Source organism: Streptomyces sp. NPDC001816, from assembly GCF_042892235.1.
Lineage (GTDB): Bacteria > Actinomycetota > Actinomycetes > Streptomycetales > Streptomycetaceae > Streptomyces.
Genome location: NZ_JBIATY010000003.1, coordinates 785,617 through 803,773, shown reverse-complemented (window position 1 = coordinate 803,773; position 18,157 = coordinate 785,617). Strand labels below are relative to the sequence as shown.

Below are 18,157 nucleotides of genomic sequence, written 5' to 3'. Positions count from 1 at the left end.
CATGCACACCGTGGCCGTCCTGGCGCTGGACCAGGTGATCCCCTTCGACCTGTCCGTCCCGATCGACACCTTCGGCTGGGCCCGGCTGCCGGACGGGCGGCCCGCCTACCGGGTGCGGGTCTGCTCCCCGGCGGGGGAGGTGAGCGCGGGTGCGGGGGTCTTCACGGTGCGGGCGCCGTACGGCCTGGAAGCGCTGGCGGAGGCGGACACGATCATGCTGCCGGGCGTGGCCGACCCGACCGCGCCGCTGCCGCCGGGCGTCGCGCAGGCGGTGTGCGCGGCGGCGGCGAACGGGACGCGCGTCGCGTCGATCTGCGTGGGCGCGTTCGTGTTCGCGGCGACGGGGCTGCTGGACGGGTGGCGGGCGACGACGCACTGGAGGGCGGCCGGGGACCTCGCCGCGATGTACCCGAAGATCACCGTCGACCCGAACGTCCTCTACGTCGACAACGGCCAGTTCCTCACCTCGGCGGGCGCGGCCGCGGCCATGGACATGCGCCTGCACATGATCCGCAAGGACCACGGCTCGGCGGTCGCCGCGCACGCGGCCCGGATGTCCGTGATGCCGCTGGAACGGGAGGGCGGGCAGGCCCAGTTCATCGTCCACGACCTGCCTCCGGCCCCGGCCGGCGCGACTCTGGAGCCCCTCCTGGCCTGGCTGGAGGACAACTGCGACCGCGACCTCACCCTGGACGAGATCGCGGCACAGGCCCGCATGAGCAGCCGTACCCTCAACCGCCGCTTCCGCGAGCAGACCGGTACGACGCCGCTGCAGTGGCTGCGTCGGGCGCGGGTGCGTCGGGCCCAGTACCTGCTGGAGACGACGCCGTACCCGGTGGAACGGATCGCTGCCCAGGCGGGCTTCGGGTCGCCGACGGCGTTCCGGGAACGCTTCCGCCGGGTGGTGGGGACGAGTCCGCAGGCTTATCGGCGGGCGTTCAGGACGGGTGTTTTGGGGGCGGACGAGAAGCCGACCATGATCGGTTAGGATGCCGGGCCGTGGCACGCGCCCACGCGTGAATCACGGAACGTTTCTCGGGGGAGTACACGTGAATACCAGCCGCCGGGGCGCGCCCGCCGCGTCCCTCCGGTCCATACCCAACCCTTTCGCGGTCGCGACGACGATGACCGCACCCTCCCGCCCCGACCGCATCGAGGACCCGGTCGTCTCCGGACTGCAGTGGGCCCGTACGGCGGTGGGCCTGGTGGCGACGGTGTGGCTGCTGATGGCGTACCCGCTGGCCGAGGGCCGCGAGCAGCTCGTCATGGGCAAGTTGGAGGACTTGCTGATCGGCAGCGGTCTCACCCTGGCCGTCGGCCTTGTCGCCGTGACGGTCTTCATCGTCGGAGCGCGCTCACCGCTGGGCCGCCTGTACGCGAGCCGTCTGATCGGCCCGCTCACCGCGGTGGGCGCGATCGCGCTCGGCGCCGGGATGTCCTGGCTGATGGTGAAGATGCTGAAGGGCGAGATCATCTCGACGGCCGACTTCAGTTACCACGGCATCCTGTACGGCCTGCTGATCATGATCCTGTTCTTCATCGGGGCCCTGGTCTGCGCGCTGATGCTGGTCTTCGCGATCCTCTTCACCCTGATCGCGCTGATCTACGGCCTGAACTCCTGCTTCCGCCTGGCCGACGTGCACGAGCTGCTGCCGGCCCTGATCTCCCCGCTCCTGGTCTGGTCCCTCTTCGCCCTGGGCCTGTTCGACGGCCCGGACGTAGCGGCCCCGCCCGTCGTGCTCTGGACGTTCCTGCTGGGCGGCCCGTTGTCGGTGACGGCGCTGTCGGTGTGGGAGGTGCGGAGGCTGCGGGGCCAGTACGGGATCACTCTGCGGACGGCACTGGGCAGGTAGGGCCTTACCGGGAAGTCCTCCTGGTAAGTCATTCCCAGGAAGTCATTCCCAGGAAGTCCTTCCCGGTAAGTCATCCCCCTGCCCGGCGCCCGGCGCCCGGCGCTTACGCCCGCCGGTCGGCGACGGCCCAGGAGGCCAGGGCCACGGCGCCCGCGACACCGAAGACCGACGGCCAGGCGCCGACCTTCTTCGCCAGCGGGTGCGATCCGGCGAACGCGGCGACGTACGCGGCGGTCAGCGCACCGGCGGCCTTACCGCCCGCCCGCTGCCGCCACTGCTGCGCGGCGGCGGCACCGGCGACGGCCAGGACGGCCCCGCCGAGCTGCCGCTTCTTGGTCCAGCGAGCGACGCCGTAACCACCGACGAGCCCGGTCGCGGCGATCACCGAGCTGGGAACCTTCGCCATGTCTGCCTCCCTTTGTCTGTGCCCTGAGGCTAACGCCGGGGTCGGCAGACAGGCTGAACCTGAGTCGAGGCTTGTCAAGTTTCCGACGACCCAGGAGGAGCCGAGGGTCAGTCCCACTGCTCGTCCGCGAGGGAGCTGACCGGCTGCGGCTTGCCGATGACGGCCAGGGCGATGAAGAAGCTGATCTGGCCGATCGCGATGGTGAGGGTGGCCAGCGCCTTCTTGTCGTAGTGCTTCGCCACCTCGGCGTACAGCTCGTCGGAGACGCGCTCCTGGCCGTGCGGGGCGGGCTGGAGGGTGGCCTCCACCAGGGCGAGGGCGGCGCGCTCGGCGTCCGTGAAGTACGGGGCGTCCTGCCAGGAGGAGACGGCCGTGATGCGCTCCTCGGACTCCCCGGCCTTGCGCAGGAAACCGGTGTTCAGGACCGTCAGGTAGGTGTTCCCGACGATCTGCCCGGCGCGCAGGTGGACGAGGCTCATCGTGGCGCGCGGCACCGAGCGGTTGCCCGTGGCCCGGAAGAGGGCGGCGCTGATGTCGTTCAGCTCGGGAACGAACTCGGCCGGGTTGGGCATACGGGAGATCGAGGTGTTCGTCATGGCTGCGCTCCTTGGTGTGGGCTTGATCGGCGTCTTCACAGCACTGACGGACGGGCGCACGGAGATGTGACAGGAATCGGGAGAGATTTTTCCGGCGTGCTCCGAGCCTGCTCCGGGCGTGCTCCGACCCTGCTTCTGGCCTGGTGGCAGCCCTTCCCGTGCCTCAACTACTCTCGAAAAACGAGCCGTTGATGCCGGCAGCGCATGGCATGGCGACGGAGAGGGCGGAGGGCGGAGGGCGGCGAGGGAGTCGCGCACGCATTACGAGAGTGGCGCGGCAGCACCCTCACCGCGTCCTCGTTGGGCCCGACGGGTGCTCCGGCCCCTTCATCGTCGAGCCGCATGACGGGCATGGCTTTCGAGCCGTGGAAGGATCGGTGCCATGGGTGGCACCGAGAAGCGCTGGGTGTACCGGGTCGACGAGCCGCACGGTTCGGAGGGCTGGCGCCCCTACGGCGGCCACCCCGGGCGCCGACGGGGGACCGTCACCACCGACGACCCGGCCCATGGCGCGAAGTACGTCGCCGCGCTCGTCGTCACCGACCTGGTGACCGAGTGGGAGGTGCGCGGCGTCGGGGAGAGGCATGTGCGCGTGATCGTCTGGGAGGACGAGGAAGGCGTCGGCCCCGAGGACGCGGTTTTCACCGTGGAGATCCAGCCCGACCTCGACTCCTGAGAGGGCGCCTCTCAGACCCGCTCAAGCGCCCGATGAGGGCGGTCGGGCAGCTCCACGGCGATGGCGTCCCCGGGCCGCACAACACCCCCCGCCTTCACCACACCCATGACCCCGGCCCTGTACACGATGCGCCCGTCCTCACCGCGCCCCACGACCTCCTTCAGGAGCCCCTTCTGGAAGTTGTCGATCTGAGCACAGGGATTGCGCAGCCCGGTCACCTCGACGACGGCGTCGTCCCCGATCCGCAGCAACGCCCCGGTGGGCAGCCCCAGCAGATCGATCCCCCGGGTGGTGATGTTCTCCCCGAGCTGCCCGGCCGCCACCCGGAACCCGTCGCCCGCGACCTCCTCGAAAAGCTCCTCATGAATGAGGTGCACCTGACGCAGGTTGGGCTGAGTCGGGTCCTGAGCAACGCGGGACCGATGCTTGACGGTGACGCCGGCATGCACGTCCCCCTCGACCCCGAGCCCGGCGAGCAGCGTGATGCTCTCCCGATTCGGCTTGGTGAAGGAGTACTCCCCGTTACTGCTCACGGCAGTGACAGTCCCACCCATGTCGCAACCCCCGCTTCTGCTTGTCAGCTCTCGGCTCCGAGACCAGCCGAGAGCCTAACCCGCCTCCACATGTGACCCGATGGTGGTGGCCTGGGGAGGGGCGGGTGCTCGCCCGACGCGTGATCCGCCGGACAAGCACCCGAAGGTACGGTGACGTCCTACTTCTCGGCGCGGAGGGTGTCGAGGAGTCCGTTGTCCTCGTCGTTGATGCCCGCGGCGAACCAGATGCTGTTACGGCCGCCTGACTTGTCGGTGCCCGTGGCCCCGGCCGGCGCAGCGGCGACGAGCGCACCGAGGGCAAGCGTGTCCGTAGTCAGCCGTCGCAAATTGGGACGGGGTCTACGGGCGGGTACGGCGACATGCAGGGCCTGTGATCGTGGACGGAATTTGACGCCGCCCTCCACCGGTGACCGCGGCTTGCACCGGTGCGGGGCCATGGCATCCTTCCCGAGGACCGTCCCTGACCCGACCGGCGGTGAACCCCAGTGAACGACCACGACCACGACCGCGACCACGCCCTGGACCTGAACCTGGATCTGGACCGGGCTCTGGCGGTCGCGACCGACTTGGCAGCCTGGGCATCAGAGACGATCCGCCGCCCGCGTGACGGTGGGGTGCGGGAGAAGGCAAGCCCGGCAGACATCGTCACGCAGACGGACGAGACCATCGAGGCCCACGTCCGCTCGGTCCTACGGTCGGCCTTCCCGACCCACGGCATCGAGGGCGAGGAATACGGCACCGACAAGCCGACAACCCCGAACGCCCCGTACTGGGTGGTGGACCCGGTGGACGGCACGACAAACTACGCCCACGGCATCGGCTGGTGCTCCTTCTCCCTCGGCCTGGCGGCCGCCGACGGCACCCCCCTACTCGGCTTGGTGGCCGACCCTTGGCGAGGAGAGACCTTCACGGCAATCCGAGGAAGAGGCGCCCACCTGAACGGCACCCCGACCCGCGCAGCCACCCACACCACCCTCACAGGCCACCTCTTCCTCACAGAATGGGCAGCCCACGCCCACTGGCCGGGCCTGGACCCCCTCCTCACCGCCCTCTCGGCCCGCCACTGCACGGCAAGGGTGATGGGCTCGACGGCCCTGTCCCTGGCCCAGGTGGCAGCAGGTCGGGCCACCGTCGCAGCCATCGGTGAGTTCCATGCGGTGGACGGGCTTCCGGCGTACCTGATTGCGAGGGAGGCGGGGGCGGTGGCACTCCCTGAGGTGCCTGCGTATGACGAGCCGTTGCTGCTGATAGCGCCTGGCGTTGCGGAGGAGATGACGGAGCTGTGGCGCACTATCCAGACCGGAGAGGCATAGAAGGCCGCCGCTCACAGGTCGTCACCCCTTGCTCCAGAAGGCCAGAGCTTTGCTGATCAGCCTGCTGGCAGCATCTCCGTAGCTCGCGGCGCTGCTCAGGGCATCGAATGCCTTCTCGTGGAGCGCGAGTTCGTCGGTGTCAGTGATGTCCACACCTGACGACACGAGTTCGTAGTGGACCCGCCCGCCGTCGTACATGTTGAAGCCGGGCATCGGGATCACACCCACCTCGGCCGTGGCGGGCAGGACGCCGAGAGTGAGTGAGGGCAGATCGATGTCGCGGAGCACCCGCTCCATCTGCTCGCGCATGACCTCCGGCCCACCGACATTGGTGTACAGGGGCCTGCTCGCCAAGGATCACGTCGTAGTGATGCTCCCCGTCGTACAGAACCTGCTGACGCTCCATGCGCTTGGCTACACCAGCTGCCACGTCGTTCGGCACACCGAGAAATTCGACGACCTTGCGCAGGATCACGCCCGCGTAGGCCTCGGTCTGGAGCGTGCCCCAGATCATCTCGGGTACATACGCCTTGCCGTGCCGCGTCTGTTGGTACCAGTGGATGACCTCGTCCTGGATGTCTTCCGTACCGGTGGACAGCCGCTGCTGCCAGGGAATCAAGCTGGTCACACTGACTCTCCTTGCTCAATGGGACAGGCCAGTTCAGGCTTCGAACGGTTCGGAGAACACGTCACGACGGCGAGCGACAGGTACAAGGGACGCTCAAGGTAGAACCCGAGCGACACATCGCAGCTCGAACTCAGCCTCTCAGCCGTGGAGTTGACCAGCAACGGGAGATCGATGAAGGCGTGCTTCCATTCGGAGGCAAACCGGGGCGCGTACTCGGCCACGCGCGCCTCGATCCAGGCGGCCGCGTCCTTCGCCTCATCCCACGTGTCACGAACCAAGGAACGCGGTTTGGCGAGCCAGTAGGCCGTCTCCAACGGAGGGAGATCCACGGTCAGGAACTCCGCTGCCACCTCGCGATAGCGCTGGATCAGCTCCGGCTTACTTCCGGCCGGCGGCGGCTCGGGATGCGGAGGCCGCCGGAGGGCCTCCTGGTCGAAACGCTCTTTCGCCCCAACCCATTGATAGCCGTGGTAGTGCACCAGTCGTTCCTGTCGGGCGTCGAAGGTCGGAGGAGGACCGGTCCCGGTTCCACGCGGGAGCCGGGACCGGCCAGGGGCAGATCAGACAGGCAGCCCGAACCTCGCCGGATCGATGCCGGCTGCGTCCAGCTCCTCCGTGGTGAACCGCAGCGGCTCCACATCCGGCCGCTTGCTGTCACCCAGCGCCCAGGCGTCGTCGCCGATCCGGGCGAGGGTCACGCACCCCTCGGTGCAGGGACCTCCGCACGCTTTCACGAAGGAGGCCCCGCTGATGTCGAGCCCGTACAGCTTGGTTCCGTCCAGCATCACTGCACCTTCCTGCTCAGCTGACGCGGCCGTGTCTGACCGCCGCCGCCCTTGGCGGGCGGGAGTTCATGGGGATGCGAGGCACAAAAGCCAAAGTGGCCGGAGCCCTTACCGCGCCCGGTACAGCGCTGGCACTGACACGGCGGCCACTCCGTGGTGATCAGGGGCGGAGGGGCATCCGTAGGGAATACGGCGCGTTCGGGCCCCCACGTCCTGCCGGAGTCCTGCGAGATGCGGATGGTCATTAGCGGGCGATCAGGAAAGAGCGCCGTCACCTTTCCGTATCTCACAGCACGTGCCCGTTGGCCCGCTGTTGGCACGCGTAAATCCCCTGAGCTTTTCTGGATATTCGCCATCGCCTCTCCCAGGATCTTGTGACGCACTCATGATCCAGCGATGGGGTGGGGAGGGCGAGCCCTATTCCCGTTGTCTACTAAAGATCAACGGTAGAGTGCGGCCCATTCTTGAAGGAGGGTCCTGGCTGCCTCTCCGAAGTGAGAGTTCTGCTCGTACTGATTGAACACGTCCAGATGTTCGGCAACATCACGGGAGTCGCGGAAGACTGTCCGCCCGGTGAACGTCTCGATGGTGGCGAGCCTGTCGTCGTAGACCGTGAAAGTGTTCATGGGGCCACGACTTATGGCCGTGCCAGTGGGGATGAGACCTATTCGTATGTTGGGAAGGTGGGACAGCGAACCCAGTCGATCGATCTGCACGGCCATGGCCGGCGGAGGGACCACAGCCCATCGGACTGCCTGCTCTGTGAGCAGAAAAGTGAAGCGCTTGGTGGTGTCGTACAGCACTGTCTGCCGCTCCAGCTTCCGCGCCACCGTCTTCGAGATATCTCCAGGTGAGTACGCGAGGCTGGCGCGAATATATTCAGGTGTGGCCAGCAAGCCAGTGATCATTGCAGGCAGGAAATAACGAAGCTCCCTGGCGTCAGCCTCAAGACCGGCCAACTCTGCCTGGCGCTTCTCCAGGCCGCGCCGCCACAACGACCGGATGGGCTCCCACTCGGTGTTCGCCAGCCGGGCCAGCGACGTTATTTCGGCAACCAGTTGCTCTGGGGCGTTGAGCGCCCGCAGGATGAGTTCGACGTCGACCAGACTCGGCGTAATCTCGGCAGTCTCGATCTTACTGATCTTGGACTGCGACACATTGCAACGCTTGGCGAGCCGGACTTGGGACAGTCCGGCTCGCTTGCGCAGCGTTCGCAGCGTCTCGGCCAGGTCGGCTTTCGATTGCCCCAGCTGCTGAGGATCAAGCGCCAAGGCCCTTCACGTACTCCTCGAATGGCACCGATTCCGCGAGGGCGATGCGCTGGTACTCCCGGTACGGTACCGGGTCGCCTTCGTGCACTTCCCGGCTGATCTGAGTCCCGTCCGGCTCGTAGTGCATCAGAACGATCTGTGAACGGTCGAACATCCAGAAGTCCTGAACGCCGGCGAGAGGATTGGGCCGATCGGTCACGTCGAGGATGCGGATCGCCTCGCCGGCTTCGACGTTGTGGCGGTAGTGCTCGAACTCGAAGCGAAGGTAGTCACTGAGGGGCTGAGTGACGATGTGCACTCGCCCGACACTGCGGCCACTCGCCACGTACACTCTGACCCGGTCGAACCAAGGCTGCGTCGCTTCACGCGTCACCGGCTCCCCCGCCAAGAATCGGCGGATGGCCTCTTCCTCCTGCGGCACACGGTAGACGGGCAGAGTCTCCAAACGCCACGCCTCATCTTGCATGGCGTCGAATGTCCTCCGCCAGTCCTCACCAGCCAAGAGCACGGACAGCCTCCCTCAGGACCGCCTCCGGGATCTCCACGAGCGCCTCTCCTTCGGACGGGTCGAAGGCATTCGACAGGCTCCCCTGGACCACGAACGACCCCGAGCCGGTTCGGTACACGTTGGGGCAGTCATCGCCCCCGCACTCCCCGTTCCCATTGCCGGTCAGCCGCGTCAGATCCGCACGTGCCATTGTGCCCCCTGTACGACGGGCAGGGCCTGTCCCTGCCTCCCAGGATGACGCTAGGTCGGCTCGGTACAGGGCGTCCATGACGACAGGGAAATATTCCCGTAGTGGGGTAGTTGATCTACTGTGCTCGGCTGCAGCTGGCCTCTTCAGCTACTGGTGCACTGTCGACTGAGAAGACGTGCTTACTACGCTGCGCCCATGATTCGTGCCGTTGTGTTCGACGTCGGCGAGTGCCTCGTAGACGAAACCAGGGAGTACAGTGCCTGGGCCGACTGGCTCGGTGTGGCCCGCCACACCTTCCACGCCGTGTTCGGAGCGGTCATCGCTCAGGGGCGTGACTACCGAGAGGTCTTCCAGGAGTTCCGCCCCGGCTTCAACCTGAACGAGGAACGTGAGAGGCGATCCGCGTCCGGTCAGCCGGAGACGTTCGGCGAAGAGGACCTTTACGAAGACGTCCGGCCCGCACTGACCAGGCTGCGGGCGGACGGCGTATGGCTGGGTATCGCAGGCAACCAGACGATCCGGGCCGGCACGATCCTGCAGGAACTGTTCGCGGATGAGGTCGACTTGATCGGAACCTCGGATGACTGGGGAGCCAGCAAGCCAGATCCGACCTTCTTTCACCGTGTTGCCGAGGTGGTCCCCTTCAGCAAGGACGAGATCCTCTACGTCGGCGACCGCATCGACAACGACATCCGGCCGGCCGCCGCCGCAGGCATGTGCACTGCCTTGGTCCACCGAGGGCCATGGGCCACGACCCAGTGGCGCTCGGCGGAAGCCGAGAGGCTCCCGACCTTCAGAGTCGAGAGCCTTGGGGAACTGTCAGGACTGATCAAGACCTTCAACGACTCAACGGACTGACACCCGCCGTCAGGCAGGGAGCCGTACAGTTGCCGTCAGCCCTCGACGTCGTGCATCACGGAACGTATGAAGGAGAGCCAAGCCCTGCTGCCGACGGTGATCTCAGCTTCTTCCGCATTCTTCGAGTCCCGCACACGGGCCCTGTCATCCGCCAGCGCGCACTGGACGCACTCCCCTCCCGCACCGTTGCTGTACGACGACGTACGCCACACCGGTCGGCTGCTCCCGCTCGGGGCTGCATTGCTCAACTCGCGTATTCCTTCAAGACCGTTTGGATGCGTTGGGCCGAGCGCTGAGGGCTCAGGGCGGCAGCCCGAAGGCCGTCGAAGGCCCGGGTGTACTCACGAACATGATGCTCGCCCTCCAAGTAGACAGCATCAGTGATGCCGTCCCGGTAGACGATGTCAGGGTCCTCCGGGGCAGGAAAGCCCAGCATGGTGAATGAGCCCGTGGCCGGATAGGTGCCTGAGTCGAAGGGAAGGACCTGCAGGGTAACGGTCGGCAACTGGGCTGTGTCCAGGACGTGTTCGATCTGTTCGCGCATCAATCCCCGATCTCCGATGACGTTGCGCAGAGCGCCCTCGTTCACGATGAACCAGGCTTCGGGAGCATCGGGCCGCTTCAGCATGGCTTGACGCTCCATACGTACTTGTACGGCCCTGTCGATGTCCTCGGCGGACATGTGCGCACCGGTTTTGTGGAGCTCTGAGGCGTAGGCGTGGGTCTGCATGAGGCCGGGTACCAACTCGCACTGGTACTGGCGGAAGTTGGACGCGTCCTGTTCCAGGCCGATATAGATGTTGAACCATTCCGGAACACCAGAGCCGTGGACCTGCCACCAGCCCCGCACCTTGGCCTGGCGAGCCAGCGACTTGAGAAACTCTCGTAGCTCGTCGCTGGCGCCGTAGAACCGGCAGAGCGCATCGATGTCGGATGGCTGGACCCGACCTGTCCCCGTCTCCATCCGATTGACCTTGGAGCCGCTCCAGTCCAGGGCCTCACCAACCTGGGCGCAGGTCAGCGCGCTCTTCTCGCGGAGCTTCTTCAGCTCGATGGACAGACGGCGACGGCGCGCCGTCGGTGAACCGGCCATCACAACCCTCTTTCCAGTACCGGGTGTTCAGTCTCGCGCCAAGGGGTGGGCTTGCCAATCACTCGTAGGTGGGAATCCCGCCGTGCACATTGCACAAAGGGATGTGCACGCAGCACTCTGGTCGGCGACGCAACTCACAGTGAGTTTTCGTGACACTCCGCTGTTCGTGCAGCGTCGGCTGCGACGAGAGGAGCTTTCGTGAGCCAGGAAGCATGCATGTCACGTAGGCCGTGGGACTTGGCCTTCACCGCTGAGCCCGAGGGAGTGGCAGCCTTGCGGCGCATCATGCGGCTGCACCTGGGGATCTGGGGTCTGCAGGATCTTACCGACGACGCTCAGCTCTGCCTGAGCGAGTTGGTGTCGAACGTCATCACACACGTCGGCAACGGCACACCGGCCACCCTGGCCGTCTCCATGAGCGGCACCCGTTTGCGCATCGAGGTCCACGACCCCGACACCCGCGTCCTCCCCACCCTCGCCGATGCCGACTCCAATTCCGAGGCCGGACGAGGCATGGCTCTCGTCGATGCCGTCGCCGACCGCTGGGGCGTGCAACTCCGGGGCGACCGCAAAGTCACCTGGTGCGAGCTGGCAACGGGGCTTGCTTCGCCGAACGGTCATGTGGAAAGGCCTGGTGTGTCGCGGGCCGAGTCCTTGCTGAGCGTCTACGTCGGAGCCCAGATGTCCCGCAGTACGGACTTGAGCTGGCTGGGCGCGGCCGTGGCGGAGGAAGCAGTGATCACGGCCATCACCGACTTCCTCCACTGGCTAAGGGCACACGGCTTTGATGTCGACGAAGTCCTGGACCATGCCCAAGCACGCTTCGAGGGGCAGATCACGGAGGTCGGAGGCCTTCCGTGTCGCATCGCGCGATGAAGACTCCATCGTTCAAGTTGACCAGCAATCAATTTTGTTGATCCGGCACGCTTTCAAATATCCCTTGATACGATCGCTTCTTCAGACTGGTTGATCAAGGAGATGCGGTGGAAGCAGTCGACCGCCGGGAGGGCTTCGGCGTCTGGCTGGAGCGGCAACTGCGAACGCGGCAGATGACCCAGACCTCGCTGGCAGACGCCCTTAATGTCACTCCAGCCGCGGTATCAGCTTGGATCACGGGGCGCGCCGAGCCTCGCGAAGACAGGAAGCGAGCGGTGGCAGCCGTCCTCGGTCTGGACGAGGAGACCGTTCATCGTCGTGCCGCAGAAGTTGCTGCTGCTTCGTCCCTCAAGTGGCACCACCGGCCGGCGCATGCGGACGGCGGCCGAGAGTTCGGAAATGCAGCGGCGTTCGCGTTCGACGCGGACGTTGCCGTGCTTGCCCGTGAGGCGACGCAGAACAGCCTTGATGAGCAGCATGATCCAAACCAGCCCGTCCGCGTCCGGTACACACTCAACGAGCTGTCGGGCGAGCATCGAAGGGCGTTTCTCGACGCCCTTCGATGGAGCGAGATCGAGCCGCACTTCGAGGCCGCTGCCACGCAGAGACACAAGGTCGGCCGAGTCATCGCCGAGGGCCTGCGCGAGATGCGTGAGTCCGATTCGCTGCTACTGCTTCGAGTCGACGATTACAACTGCACAGGTCTGACCGGCGCCGACTACGGGGACAACAGCAAGTTTGCCGCCGTCCTTCGGGACCAGCTCAACAGCCACAAGGGCAGCGGAACCGCGGGCGGTTCATACGGCCTGGGCAAGATCACGCTTTGGGCAACGAGCCGTCTGGGTCTTGTCCTCGTCAACAGCACCCTGTCCCGCCCTCATGAGGGACGCACGGAACGTCGACTCTACGGGCGTCTCGAGTTGCCCTGGCACGAGGACAACGGACGTGCCTATGCGGGCTTGGCCGGGTTCGGTGAGACCGATACGGAGCCGGGGCGCGAGGGCACGGCCCGATCGTGGTGGGCGCACGAGGAAACAACCAGATCACTCCATCTCGAACGCGAAAGCCGTGATCCCGGCACGTCCTTCCTGATAGTCGGTGCACACGATGCCGCAGGTGATGCGCAGAGCCTGCAGGAGATGCACGAGAAGCTTGTCAGGGCGCTTGCCGACAACTTCTGGGCTGCGATGACCTCCGGGCGAGAAAGCAGTCCTGTTCTGGAGGCGTCTGTCACGACACTGCGCAATGGTCAGGTCGTGATCCCCGAACAGCGAGTCGACCCCGCCGATCACCAACCTGCGCGTACGCGTGCGCTCCGAGCGTTCCTCAACGGCGAGACGGTCGAGCAGCGCACCGAGACCAGTCAGGTTGCGATGGCTCACGTGCCTCTACTCGTTCCTCCTGAGAAGGGCAGCGGTCGTGCCGGCGCCAGTACTGAACACAGAGCTGTGCTGCTCATAACGGCAGCCGACGACAATGATCGGGAGCCGAATCGTCTGGTGTGCATGCGTGGCAACCGCATGACGGTCCTGAGACGGCGTGTGACTGATCTTCCTCTGAGCACCGACGCCTTCCAGGCCGTTCTCCTGGCCGGCAGGGCGACCGGATCAGACAGCCATGACGCCGAGTTGGCCGAACGTTTCCTGCGCGCTGCGGAGCCCCCCGAGCACGATGACTGGACCAAGACCGAAGACCTCGGCACCACGTACGCCCGAGGCGCGCGCCAACGGATCGAGGACTTCCGCAGGGACATGATGGCCGCGGTCCGCGCGCTTGTCGGTCGCCGTGAAACGAAGAACAACACGGACGGACCGGCAGTGCTCAGGGAACTGCTGCGCATCGACGGACACTCGATGGGCGCCCGTCGTCCGGACAGGCATCCCGTAGTTCGTCACGTGGAAGGCGAGGTCGATGCGCGGGGCGCCTGGAACGTGAAGGTCGAGGTCAAACTGCCGCGGCGTGAGGATCCGTGGTCGCTGACTCCTGTGGCCAAGTTCGACGTGCGCTCGGGCGCCAAGCCCGTCGTCACGTGGGCGAAACTCATCGCAGGTGAGAACTGTCGAGTCGAGGACGGGACGCTGCACTTCGACGCCGGGGCTGGAAATGCCTCCTTCGGAGGAGTGACGGATGTATCCAGCCACCCGGTCACAGGTCAGATGGCACGGCTGATCGTCGACTTGCAGAAGGCGAAGGGACCCACGACGTGAATATCGTGTTCCCGTACAGGACCTTGGCGGGAGACATCGGCTTCGAGGTCACGTCCGCGAAGTTGGACGGCCGGGCTCTCCCTCTCACCATGATTTCGCGGGATCAACGGGCTGTGGCCCTGCATGAGGCGGAGCGATCTCGATGGGACGAGGCCCGCCTGGACATCAAGGCCACTCTGCCCGAGAAGGAGCTTGCAGGGGGACCGTGGGGTGACCTCGTCTGCCTCGCGGTACTGACCGAGTCCGTGACCAACGCAAGAACGGTCGCTCGACTTGCCCCTGGCGGAGGCAGTTGGAGTGGCAGCCTCGTTTTCGCCAGGGAAGCGCACCACGTGCGCGCAGCCCTCACAGTTGTCGTGGTCGCCACCGTCGATGGTGAAGCCGGACGGCTGATCGGCACGGCGGAAGAGACCTGGACCGTTGAACTCAATGAACGTGTGCCTGCGCGCAAACAGGAATTGAACATCCACGAGGTGGACTTCCGGACCGGTCCCCCCGAGTGGTTGCAGCAGTTCCAGGATGCCCCGTGGGTGGTAGAGCCCAGCGGTGACATGCCGACCGTTCATCTCAACTCCGGTTTCGAGGGCCTTACCGAATTCCTGGGTGGAGGCGGTACCCCTGCGGAGAAGGCCGTTCGCGGCATGCTTGCGGCGCAGATCGCAACCGAGGCTTGGACGGCCATGTTCCATGCGGCGGTTGGCGATTTGGAGTGGGATGACGAGGGGACACCGCAGTGGCCGGCGGGCTGGAAGGACGGAGTGCTGCGTTCCATGCTCCCCGATGTTCTGCCGGAGCTGTCAGCGAGCGATGCCCTCTTGGAGATACACCTGCGTAGAACCGAGGGGGGTTGGCAGGAACTCCAGCCCCGCATACAGTACGCGGCTGCCCGGCGCGCCAAGGCTGCCAGGAACATTGGTAACAGCTTGCGGGCGATGAGCCGTGTCGCGGAGGGCGACTGACAATGAATCGTTCATTCATCGATCTCCCGGAGCAGATGGCGCTGCTGCCGGACATTGTTGCGTCCAAGTACCTCACACACAGCGTTCTTTCGGGTAGCGAGCGACCGCCCAGAGTGGCTCTCCTGCGAGCGAGCACGACGATCGAACCTGCCGGAGCACGCTGGAATGTTGGCCCTGTGCGAGACCTGGTCGACGTCGCGATGCGGCGGCATGACGGTGACCGCGCCGCTGCTGACGCATGGCTTGCTCCGAGACTGCACGCGACACTCCGAATGACGAGGAGGGAGGCGGCGGACACCGGGCTTTGGAACTTCCTGGCCCTGGTGGTGGCGCCGGACTACGTCCTGTGGCGGCACAAGGGGCACACCAAGGAAGGCGAACGGGCCACAGCGGACCGCTTTGTCGGTGTGCACTACAAGCAGACGTTTGCTCGGCTGTGGTGGGCCGCCGAGATGTTCAGGGACGGAGACGACTACGAGCCTTCCTGTATTGCCTGTGGCAATCAGGATGTCCTGAACACCATGCTGCGTCTTGAGGTCATTGACCACAGGCCGACAGCTCGAGCCGTTGTGCGGCTGTTGGAGAAGGGCGTGGTGAGTACAGGCCGACAGGTGAACGGCCTGGCCACGGCGATCAATGCGGCGGCAAGCACGCTCGTGTACGACGTCGTCGCTCCGGATGACGGACCAGACTCCGAAGCGCGCCGCTACTGGATCGACGAGGCCGAGAACGCCAGTCCTGCGCCCAGGGACAACCTGCCCTTCGGGCCGGACGACGGCCAAGTTCCGGCCAACTCGGTCGACGTGCTGGTCCACCGCTTCACAGAGCTTTTCGCCGAGGCTCCGATTCGCGGGAAGGAGAAGGAGACGACAACGCCCATGCCGAGCGAGGGCGTCAGCCTCGACAAGCCCTACTCACCCTTTTAGGCGCTCGTGGATGGCCTGGGCCAGGGATCGGCCCAGGCCGACGGGAACCGCGTTGCCGATCTGACGAGCAATCTGAACCTTGCTGCCGAACCACTTGAAGTCGTCGGGGAAGCCTTGGATCAGCGCGGCCTCGTAGTGGGTGATCGGCCGGTTTTCCACCGGATGCAGGTAGCGTCCCTTTTCCGGCTTGTAGAACTCCGTGCGGATCGTCACGGACGGGCGGTCGACGTGCATGCGCCCCATCACATCGCCGGAGCCGCTGTTGTGCTTGTCCCAACTCGGCGTCGACAGGTAAGTGTTGACACCGTCGACCTCGGCCCACTGGCCTCTCAGGTCGTGGCGATTGCCGCCCTTGGGAATGGCTCGGTATCGAGCCAACGACTTAGCCGTGGGGCTGCGGCCGATGTGGAGTTCGGTGGTCTTGTAGGGGCCTGGCAGAACGACGCCCAGCGGCTTGTCAGTGCGATCCGGAAGCTCCAAATTCGGAGCGTCCTTGGGGGTGAGGTCGAAAACGGTCGGACCGACCCTGATCCAGGGGAGGAGTTCGGTCGACAGGCCGTCCGGATCATCGAGGCTGGGTTGGGCGGGGCCGGCATCACGGGCGTGCGTGGGACGGGGATGCTCCAGAGGTTCGCCGAGGTCGTTCCGTGTCGCGATGACGATGGCCCGTCGACGCGCCTGAGGGACGCCGTAGTCGGCGGCGTTGAGTACCTTCCATCGCAGTGTGTAATTGGCCAGTGCTCCGCCCTTGGCAGTCGCTTCCCTGAGGCTCTCAAACTCTTGGGATGCCAGGAAACGATCGACGTTCTCCAGAACGAAGATCTTGGGCTGAATGGCCTTGACCACCCGCACGTACTCGACCCACAGCCGGTTGCGAGGGTCGTCCACCTTGGGCTTGTCGGGATTGTTCCTGTGGAGCGCCGAGAATCCCTGACACGGCGGTCCCCCCATGATCACGTCGACATTGCCCGCGTACGGCTTCGGGTCCCAGTCCGTGATGTCCACATTGGCTACATGAGCGCTGCCGAAATTGGCTGCGTACGTGGCGGCCGCGGCCTCGTCGAACTCGACCGCGGCAACAGACGTGAACGGTGAGGAGCCGGGACCGGCCGGCTCGTAGGCACGAAATCCCGCCGAGAACCCGCCCGCGCCGGAGAACAGGTCGATCACTGTGATCGAAGAGCCGGACGGCATGGGACCGGCTACGGCGTCAGGCGAGATGGTGGACATGGGAAGACAGTCTACTGGTGATCAAGCAACTGTCGGCTGGGACTCTGGGCATGCGCGGTGAGTGAGCCTGCTGTCGCCTGCTGTTACTGGGGGGGTGCGATTACGTACGAGGTGACCGACGGAGTGCCATGGCGATCCGGCGCCCCAGAGCTGCGGCGATGGGAGGCGGCGTTGTCTGGCTGATCTGCCGGTATGCGGACGTCTTCTTGCCGAGGATCTTCCAGTCGGAAGTGAAACCCTGCAACAGAGCCACCTGGTCGACGGTAAGGCGTGGCAGGCCGAAGCGAGGTTCGATTTCTCGGTTCAGTCGGAAGTCTGGCCCTGGGACCGTGTCGCCGATACTCCCGCCATATACGCCCCAGCGAGCCCAGATGGCCTTTGCTCGACTTGCGCCGAGATCGGCACCACCGCGCCCGGTGGCACCTCCCATGATCAACGGGGCGGGCTCGCAGGCACGAGCCGCCCAATCCGCTGCCTCTGGCCAACCCCTGGAAGACATGGACTCGTGCAAGGTCTCGCCGAGAGTGGGGCAACAGCCCTGGATCGGGCCTGGCCACTCGAAGAAGGCCAAGTCCTCGGGGTGCATGGCGACCATGAATCCATGCGGTCGATGTTGAGGCACACCGAAGTCGGTCGCTGTGAGAACGGATGACGTCATCGCGTAGCCCAGGTCCTCGACCGCCTCAGTGACCTTTCGTCGCTCGGCCTCGAACTTGCCGGCACGAAGGAATGTCGGGATGTTCTCGATGAGGAGAACGCGCGGACGCACGAAAGACGCCATGTCCAGTACCGCTTGCAGCGTGTCGCGCTTGTCGACGGTGGCCAGTTGCTTGCCCGCGATTGTGTACGGGGACCGGGGTAGTCCGCAGCTCAACACATCCGCATGGTCCAGAGGCGCGTGGTCCAGGGGGTCGATGCGTTTCAGGTCTCCGTGAATCATGTACCAGTGGGGCCGGTTGTGCGAGACCGTGTTGCAGCTGTCCTCGTCGATGTCGATCGCTGCCGCCACATCGAATCCTGCCCGCTCGAGTCCGAGAGCCTGGCCTCCGACTCCCACGCACAGTTCGATCACGGTGAATCGGCCCGTTTGCATGCGCCTGTGCCCCCTGCCCCCTATGCGCGACCCGCTCGCGCGGTTTCAGGGTAGAGGGACAGGACAACACTCATTGCCCTGTAAGGCGCGAGCAGCGGCGCCGCGCCCCACAGAACGACTGTTTCAAGTCAGGAG

Annotated in this window: 23 protein-coding genes and 1 pseudogene; 9 read left to right on the top strand and 15 right to left on the bottom strand. The window is 65.7% G+C overall.

Features of this window, described 5'->3' with window-relative positions:
* Position 1: 1 nt before the first annotated feature.
* Both ACFYZZ_RS14725 and ACFYZZ_RS14720 read left to right on the top strand, forming a co-directional pair.
* Positions 2-988, top strand: coding sequence for a GlxA family transcriptional regulator (locus ACFYZZ_RS14725; protein ID WP_389175439.1), 987 nt, complete (start codon positions 2-4; stop codon positions 986-988).
* 61 nt (positions 989-1,049) lie between these two features.
* Positions 1,050-1,853 (top strand): hypothetical protein, encoded by an 804-nt coding sequence (locus tag ACFYZZ_RS14720; protein WP_389175436.1) that lies wholly within the window; start codon positions 1,050-1,052, stop codon positions 1,851-1,853.
* A gap of 103 nt (positions 1,854-1,956) precedes the next feature.
* Here ACFYZZ_RS14720 and ACFYZZ_RS14715 read toward each other — a convergent pair whose 3' ends face one another.
* Together ACFYZZ_RS14715 and ACFYZZ_RS14710 are read right to left on the bottom strand one after the other, a co-directional pair.
* Positions 1,957-2,259 carry a hypothetical protein gene (locus ACFYZZ_RS14715; protein WP_389175433.1) on the bottom strand — a complete coding sequence of 101 codons (303 nt, stop codon included), beginning with the start codon at positions 2,257-2,259 and terminating at the stop codon, positions 1,957-1,959.
* Positions 2,260-2,366: 107 nt separating this feature from the next.
* Positions 2,367-2,855: a carboxymuconolactone decarboxylase family protein gene (locus ACFYZZ_RS14710; protein ID WP_389175431.1), complete on the bottom strand. Its 489-nt coding sequence runs from the start codon at positions 2,853-2,855 to the stop codon at positions 2,367-2,369.
* A gap of 382 nt (positions 2,856-3,237) precedes the next feature.
* On the opposite strand from ACFYZZ_RS14710, the gene ACFYZZ_RS14705 reads away from it, so the two are divergent.
* Positions 3,238-3,531, top strand: coding sequence for a hypothetical protein (locus ACFYZZ_RS14705; RefSeq protein WP_389175428.1), 294 nt, complete (start codon positions 3,238-3,240; stop codon positions 3,529-3,531).
* 11 nt (positions 3,532-3,542) lie between these two features.
* On the opposite strand, the gene ACFYZZ_RS14700 is transcribed toward ACFYZZ_RS14705, so the two are convergent.
* Together ACFYZZ_RS14700 and ACFYZZ_RS14695 are read right to left on the bottom strand one after the other, a co-directional pair.
* On the bottom strand, positions 3,543-4,085 hold the full coding sequence (locus ACFYZZ_RS14700) for an MOSC domain-containing protein (RefSeq protein ID WP_389175425.1): 543 nt from the start codon (positions 4,083-4,085) through the stop codon (positions 3,543-3,545).
* A 158-nt stretch (positions 4,086-4,243) separates the two neighbouring features.
* Positions 4,244-4,411: a hypothetical protein gene (locus ACFYZZ_RS14695; RefSeq protein ID WP_389175422.1), complete on the bottom strand. Its 168-nt coding sequence runs from the start codon at positions 4,409-4,411 to the stop codon at positions 4,244-4,246.
* Between the two features lie 159 nt (positions 4,412-4,570).
* Here ACFYZZ_RS14695 and ACFYZZ_RS14690 point away from each other — a divergent pair, with 159 nt between their 5' ends.
* Positions 4,571-5,398: an inositol monophosphatase family protein gene (locus ACFYZZ_RS14690; protein WP_389175419.1), complete on the top strand. Its 828-nt coding sequence runs from the start codon at positions 4,571-4,573 to the stop codon at positions 5,396-5,398.
* A gap of 21 nt (positions 5,399-5,419) precedes the next feature.
* Here ACFYZZ_RS14690 and ACFYZZ_RS14685 read toward each other — a convergent pair whose 3' ends face one another.
* From ACFYZZ_RS14685 to ACFYZZ_RS14655, 7 genes and pseudogenes are all read right to left on the bottom strand, one after another.
* A complete protein-coding gene (locus tag ACFYZZ_RS14685) occupies positions 5,420-5,752 on the bottom strand; it encodes a Scr1 family TA system antitoxin-like transcriptional regulator (RefSeq protein ID WP_389175416.1) in 333 nt (110 codons plus the stop codon).
* 46 nt (positions 5,753-5,798) lie between these two features.
* Positions 5,799-5,912, bottom strand: a pseudogene (locus ACFYZZ_RS14680) (DNA-binding protein); the annotation flags it as partial.
* A gap of 110 nt (positions 5,913-6,022) precedes the next feature.
* Positions 6,023-6,505, bottom strand: coding sequence for a hypothetical protein (locus ACFYZZ_RS14675; protein ID WP_389175413.1), 483 nt, complete (start codon positions 6,503-6,505; stop codon positions 6,023-6,025).
* A gap of 81 nt (positions 6,506-6,586) precedes the next feature.
* The gene (locus ACFYZZ_RS14670) at positions 6,587-6,811 is read right to left on the bottom strand and encodes a DUF397 domain-containing protein (protein WP_389175410.1); all 225 of its coding nucleotides are present in this window, start codon (positions 6,809-6,811) and stop codon (positions 6,587-6,589) included.
* A 440-nt stretch (positions 6,812-7,251) separates the two neighbouring features.
* A complete protein-coding gene (locus ACFYZZ_RS14665; RefSeq protein WP_389175407.1) occupies positions 7,252-8,082 on the bottom strand; it encodes a helix-turn-helix domain-containing protein in 831 nt (276 codons plus the stop codon).
* Positions 8,072-8,590 (bottom strand): DUF6879 family protein, encoded by a 519-nt coding sequence (locus ACFYZZ_RS14660; RefSeq protein ID WP_389175405.1) that lies wholly within the window; start codon positions 8,588-8,590, stop codon positions 8,072-8,074. The genes ACFYZZ_RS14665 and ACFYZZ_RS14660 overlap by 11 nt, the downstream gene beginning before the upstream one ends.
* Positions 8,574-8,780 carry a hypothetical protein gene (locus ACFYZZ_RS14655; protein WP_389175402.1) on the bottom strand — a complete coding sequence of 69 codons (207 nt, stop codon included), beginning with the start codon at positions 8,778-8,780 and terminating at the stop codon, positions 8,574-8,576. The genes ACFYZZ_RS14660 and ACFYZZ_RS14655 overlap by 17 nt, the downstream gene beginning before the upstream one ends.
* A 195-nt stretch (positions 8,781-8,975) precedes the next feature.
* On the opposite strand from ACFYZZ_RS14655, the gene ACFYZZ_RS14650 reads away from it, so the two are divergent.
* The gene (locus ACFYZZ_RS14650; RefSeq protein WP_389175399.1) at positions 8,976-9,638 is read left to right on the top strand and encodes an HAD family hydrolase; all 663 of its coding nucleotides are present in this window, start codon (positions 8,976-8,978) and stop codon (positions 9,636-9,638) included.
* Between the two features lie 35 nt (positions 9,639-9,673).
* Here the strand turns inward: ACFYZZ_RS14650 and ACFYZZ_RS14645 are convergent, their stop codons facing one another.
* Together ACFYZZ_RS14645 and ACFYZZ_RS14640 are read right to left on the bottom strand one after the other, a co-directional pair.
* A complete protein-coding gene (locus ACFYZZ_RS14645) occupies positions 9,674-9,850 on the bottom strand; it encodes a DUF397 domain-containing protein (protein WP_389175773.1) in 177 nt (58 codons plus the stop codon).
* 32 nt (positions 9,851-9,882) lie between these two features.
* Positions 9,883-10,731: a helix-turn-helix domain-containing protein gene (locus tag ACFYZZ_RS14640; RefSeq protein ID WP_389175396.1), complete on the bottom strand. Its 849-nt coding sequence runs from the start codon at positions 10,729-10,731 to the stop codon at positions 9,883-9,885.
* 216 nt (positions 10,732-10,947) lie between these two features.
* Here ACFYZZ_RS14640 and ACFYZZ_RS14635 point away from each other — a divergent pair, with 216 nt between their 5' ends.
* The 4 genes from ACFYZZ_RS14635 to ACFYZZ_RS14620 all read left to right on the top strand — a co-directional run bounded on the left by ACFYZZ_RS14635 (position 10,948) and on the right by ACFYZZ_RS14620 (position 15,699).
* Positions 10,948-11,607, top strand: coding sequence for an ATP-binding protein (locus tag ACFYZZ_RS14635; protein ID WP_389175771.1), 660 nt, complete (start codon positions 10,948-10,950; stop codon positions 11,605-11,607).
* A gap of 107 nt (positions 11,608-11,714) precedes the next feature.
* On the top strand, positions 11,715-13,814 hold the full coding sequence (locus tag ACFYZZ_RS14630; protein WP_389175393.1) for a helix-turn-helix domain-containing protein: 2,100 nt from the start codon (positions 11,715-11,717) through the stop codon (positions 13,812-13,814).
* Positions 13,811-14,773 (top strand): hypothetical protein, encoded by a 963-nt coding sequence (locus ACFYZZ_RS14625; protein ID WP_389175391.1) that lies wholly within the window; start codon positions 13,811-13,813, stop codon positions 14,771-14,773. Before ACFYZZ_RS14630 ends, ACFYZZ_RS14625 begins: the two co-directional genes overlap by 4 nt.
* Positions 14,774-14,775: 2 nt before the next feature.
* Entirely contained in the window at positions 14,776-15,699 is a 924-nt protein-coding gene (locus ACFYZZ_RS14620) for a DUF6339 family protein (RefSeq protein ID WP_389175389.1), read from the top strand.
* Here the strand turns inward: ACFYZZ_RS14620 and ACFYZZ_RS14615 are convergent.
* Together ACFYZZ_RS14615 and ACFYZZ_RS14610 are read right to left on the bottom strand one after the other, a co-directional pair.
* Positions 15,688-16,929: a DNA cytosine methyltransferase gene (locus ACFYZZ_RS14615; RefSeq protein WP_389175386.1), complete on the bottom strand. Its 1,242-nt coding sequence runs from the start codon at positions 16,927-16,929 to the stop codon at positions 15,688-15,690. The genes ACFYZZ_RS14620 and ACFYZZ_RS14615 overlap by 12 nt on opposite strands.
* Positions 16,930-17,029: 100 nt before the next feature.
* Positions 17,030-18,022, bottom strand: coding sequence for a DNA cytosine methyltransferase (locus ACFYZZ_RS14610; RefSeq protein ID WP_389175383.1), 993 nt, complete (start codon positions 18,020-18,022; stop codon positions 17,030-17,032).
* Positions 18,023-18,157 lie beyond the last annotated feature (135 nt).

Bases quoted from the DNA above. Each gene is read 5' to 3' on its own strand.
- ACFYZZ_RS14725 (WP_389175439.1), top strand. From the start codon at position 2: ATGCACACCGTGGCCGTCCTGGCGCTGGACCAGGTGATCCCCTTCGAC.
- ACFYZZ_RS14715 (WP_389175433.1), bottom strand. From the start codon at position 2,259: ATGGCGAAGGTTCCCAGCTCGGTGATCGCCGCGACCGGGCTCGTCGGT.
- ACFYZZ_RS14710 (WP_389175431.1), bottom strand. From the start codon at position 2,855: ATGACGAACACCTCGATCTCCCGTATGCCCAACCCGGCCGAGTTCGTT.
- ACFYZZ_RS14705 (WP_389175428.1), top strand. From the start codon at position 3,238: ATGGGTGGCACCGAGAAGCGCTGGGTGTACCGGGTCGACGAGCCGCAC.
- ACFYZZ_RS14700 (WP_389175425.1), bottom strand. From the start codon at position 4,085: ATGGGTGGGACTGTCACTGCCGTGAGCAGTAACGGGGAGTACTCCTTC.
- ACFYZZ_RS14670 (WP_389175410.1), bottom strand. From the start codon at position 6,811: ATGCTGGACGGAACCAAGCTGTACGGGCTCGACATCAGCGGGGCCTCC.
- ACFYZZ_RS14655 (WP_389175402.1), bottom strand. From the start codon at position 8,780: ATGGCACGTGCGGATCTGACGCGGCTGACCGGCAATGGGAACGGGGAG.
- ACFYZZ_RS14650 (WP_389175399.1), top strand. From the start codon at position 8,976: ATGATTCGTGCCGTTGTGTTCGACGTCGGCGAGTGCCTCGTAGACGAA.
- ACFYZZ_RS14640 (WP_389175396.1), bottom strand. From the start codon at position 10,731: ATGGCCGGTTCACCGACGGCGCGCCGTCGCCGTCTGTCCATCGAGCTG.
- ACFYZZ_RS14635 (WP_389175771.1), top strand. From the start codon at position 10,948: ATGTCACGTAGGCCGTGGGACTTGGCCTTCACCGCTGAGCCCGAGGGA.
- ACFYZZ_RS14620 (WP_389175389.1), top strand. From the start codon at position 14,776: ATGAATCGTTCATTCATCGATCTCCCGGAGCAGATGGCGCTGCTGCCG.
- ACFYZZ_RS14615 (WP_389175386.1), bottom strand. From the start codon at position 16,929: ATGTCCACCATCTCGCCTGACGCCGTAGCCGGTCCCATGCCGTCCGGC.
- ACFYZZ_RS14610 (WP_389175383.1), bottom strand. From the start codon at position 18,022: ATGCAAACGGGCCGATTCACCGTGATCGAACTGTGCGTGGGAGTCGGA.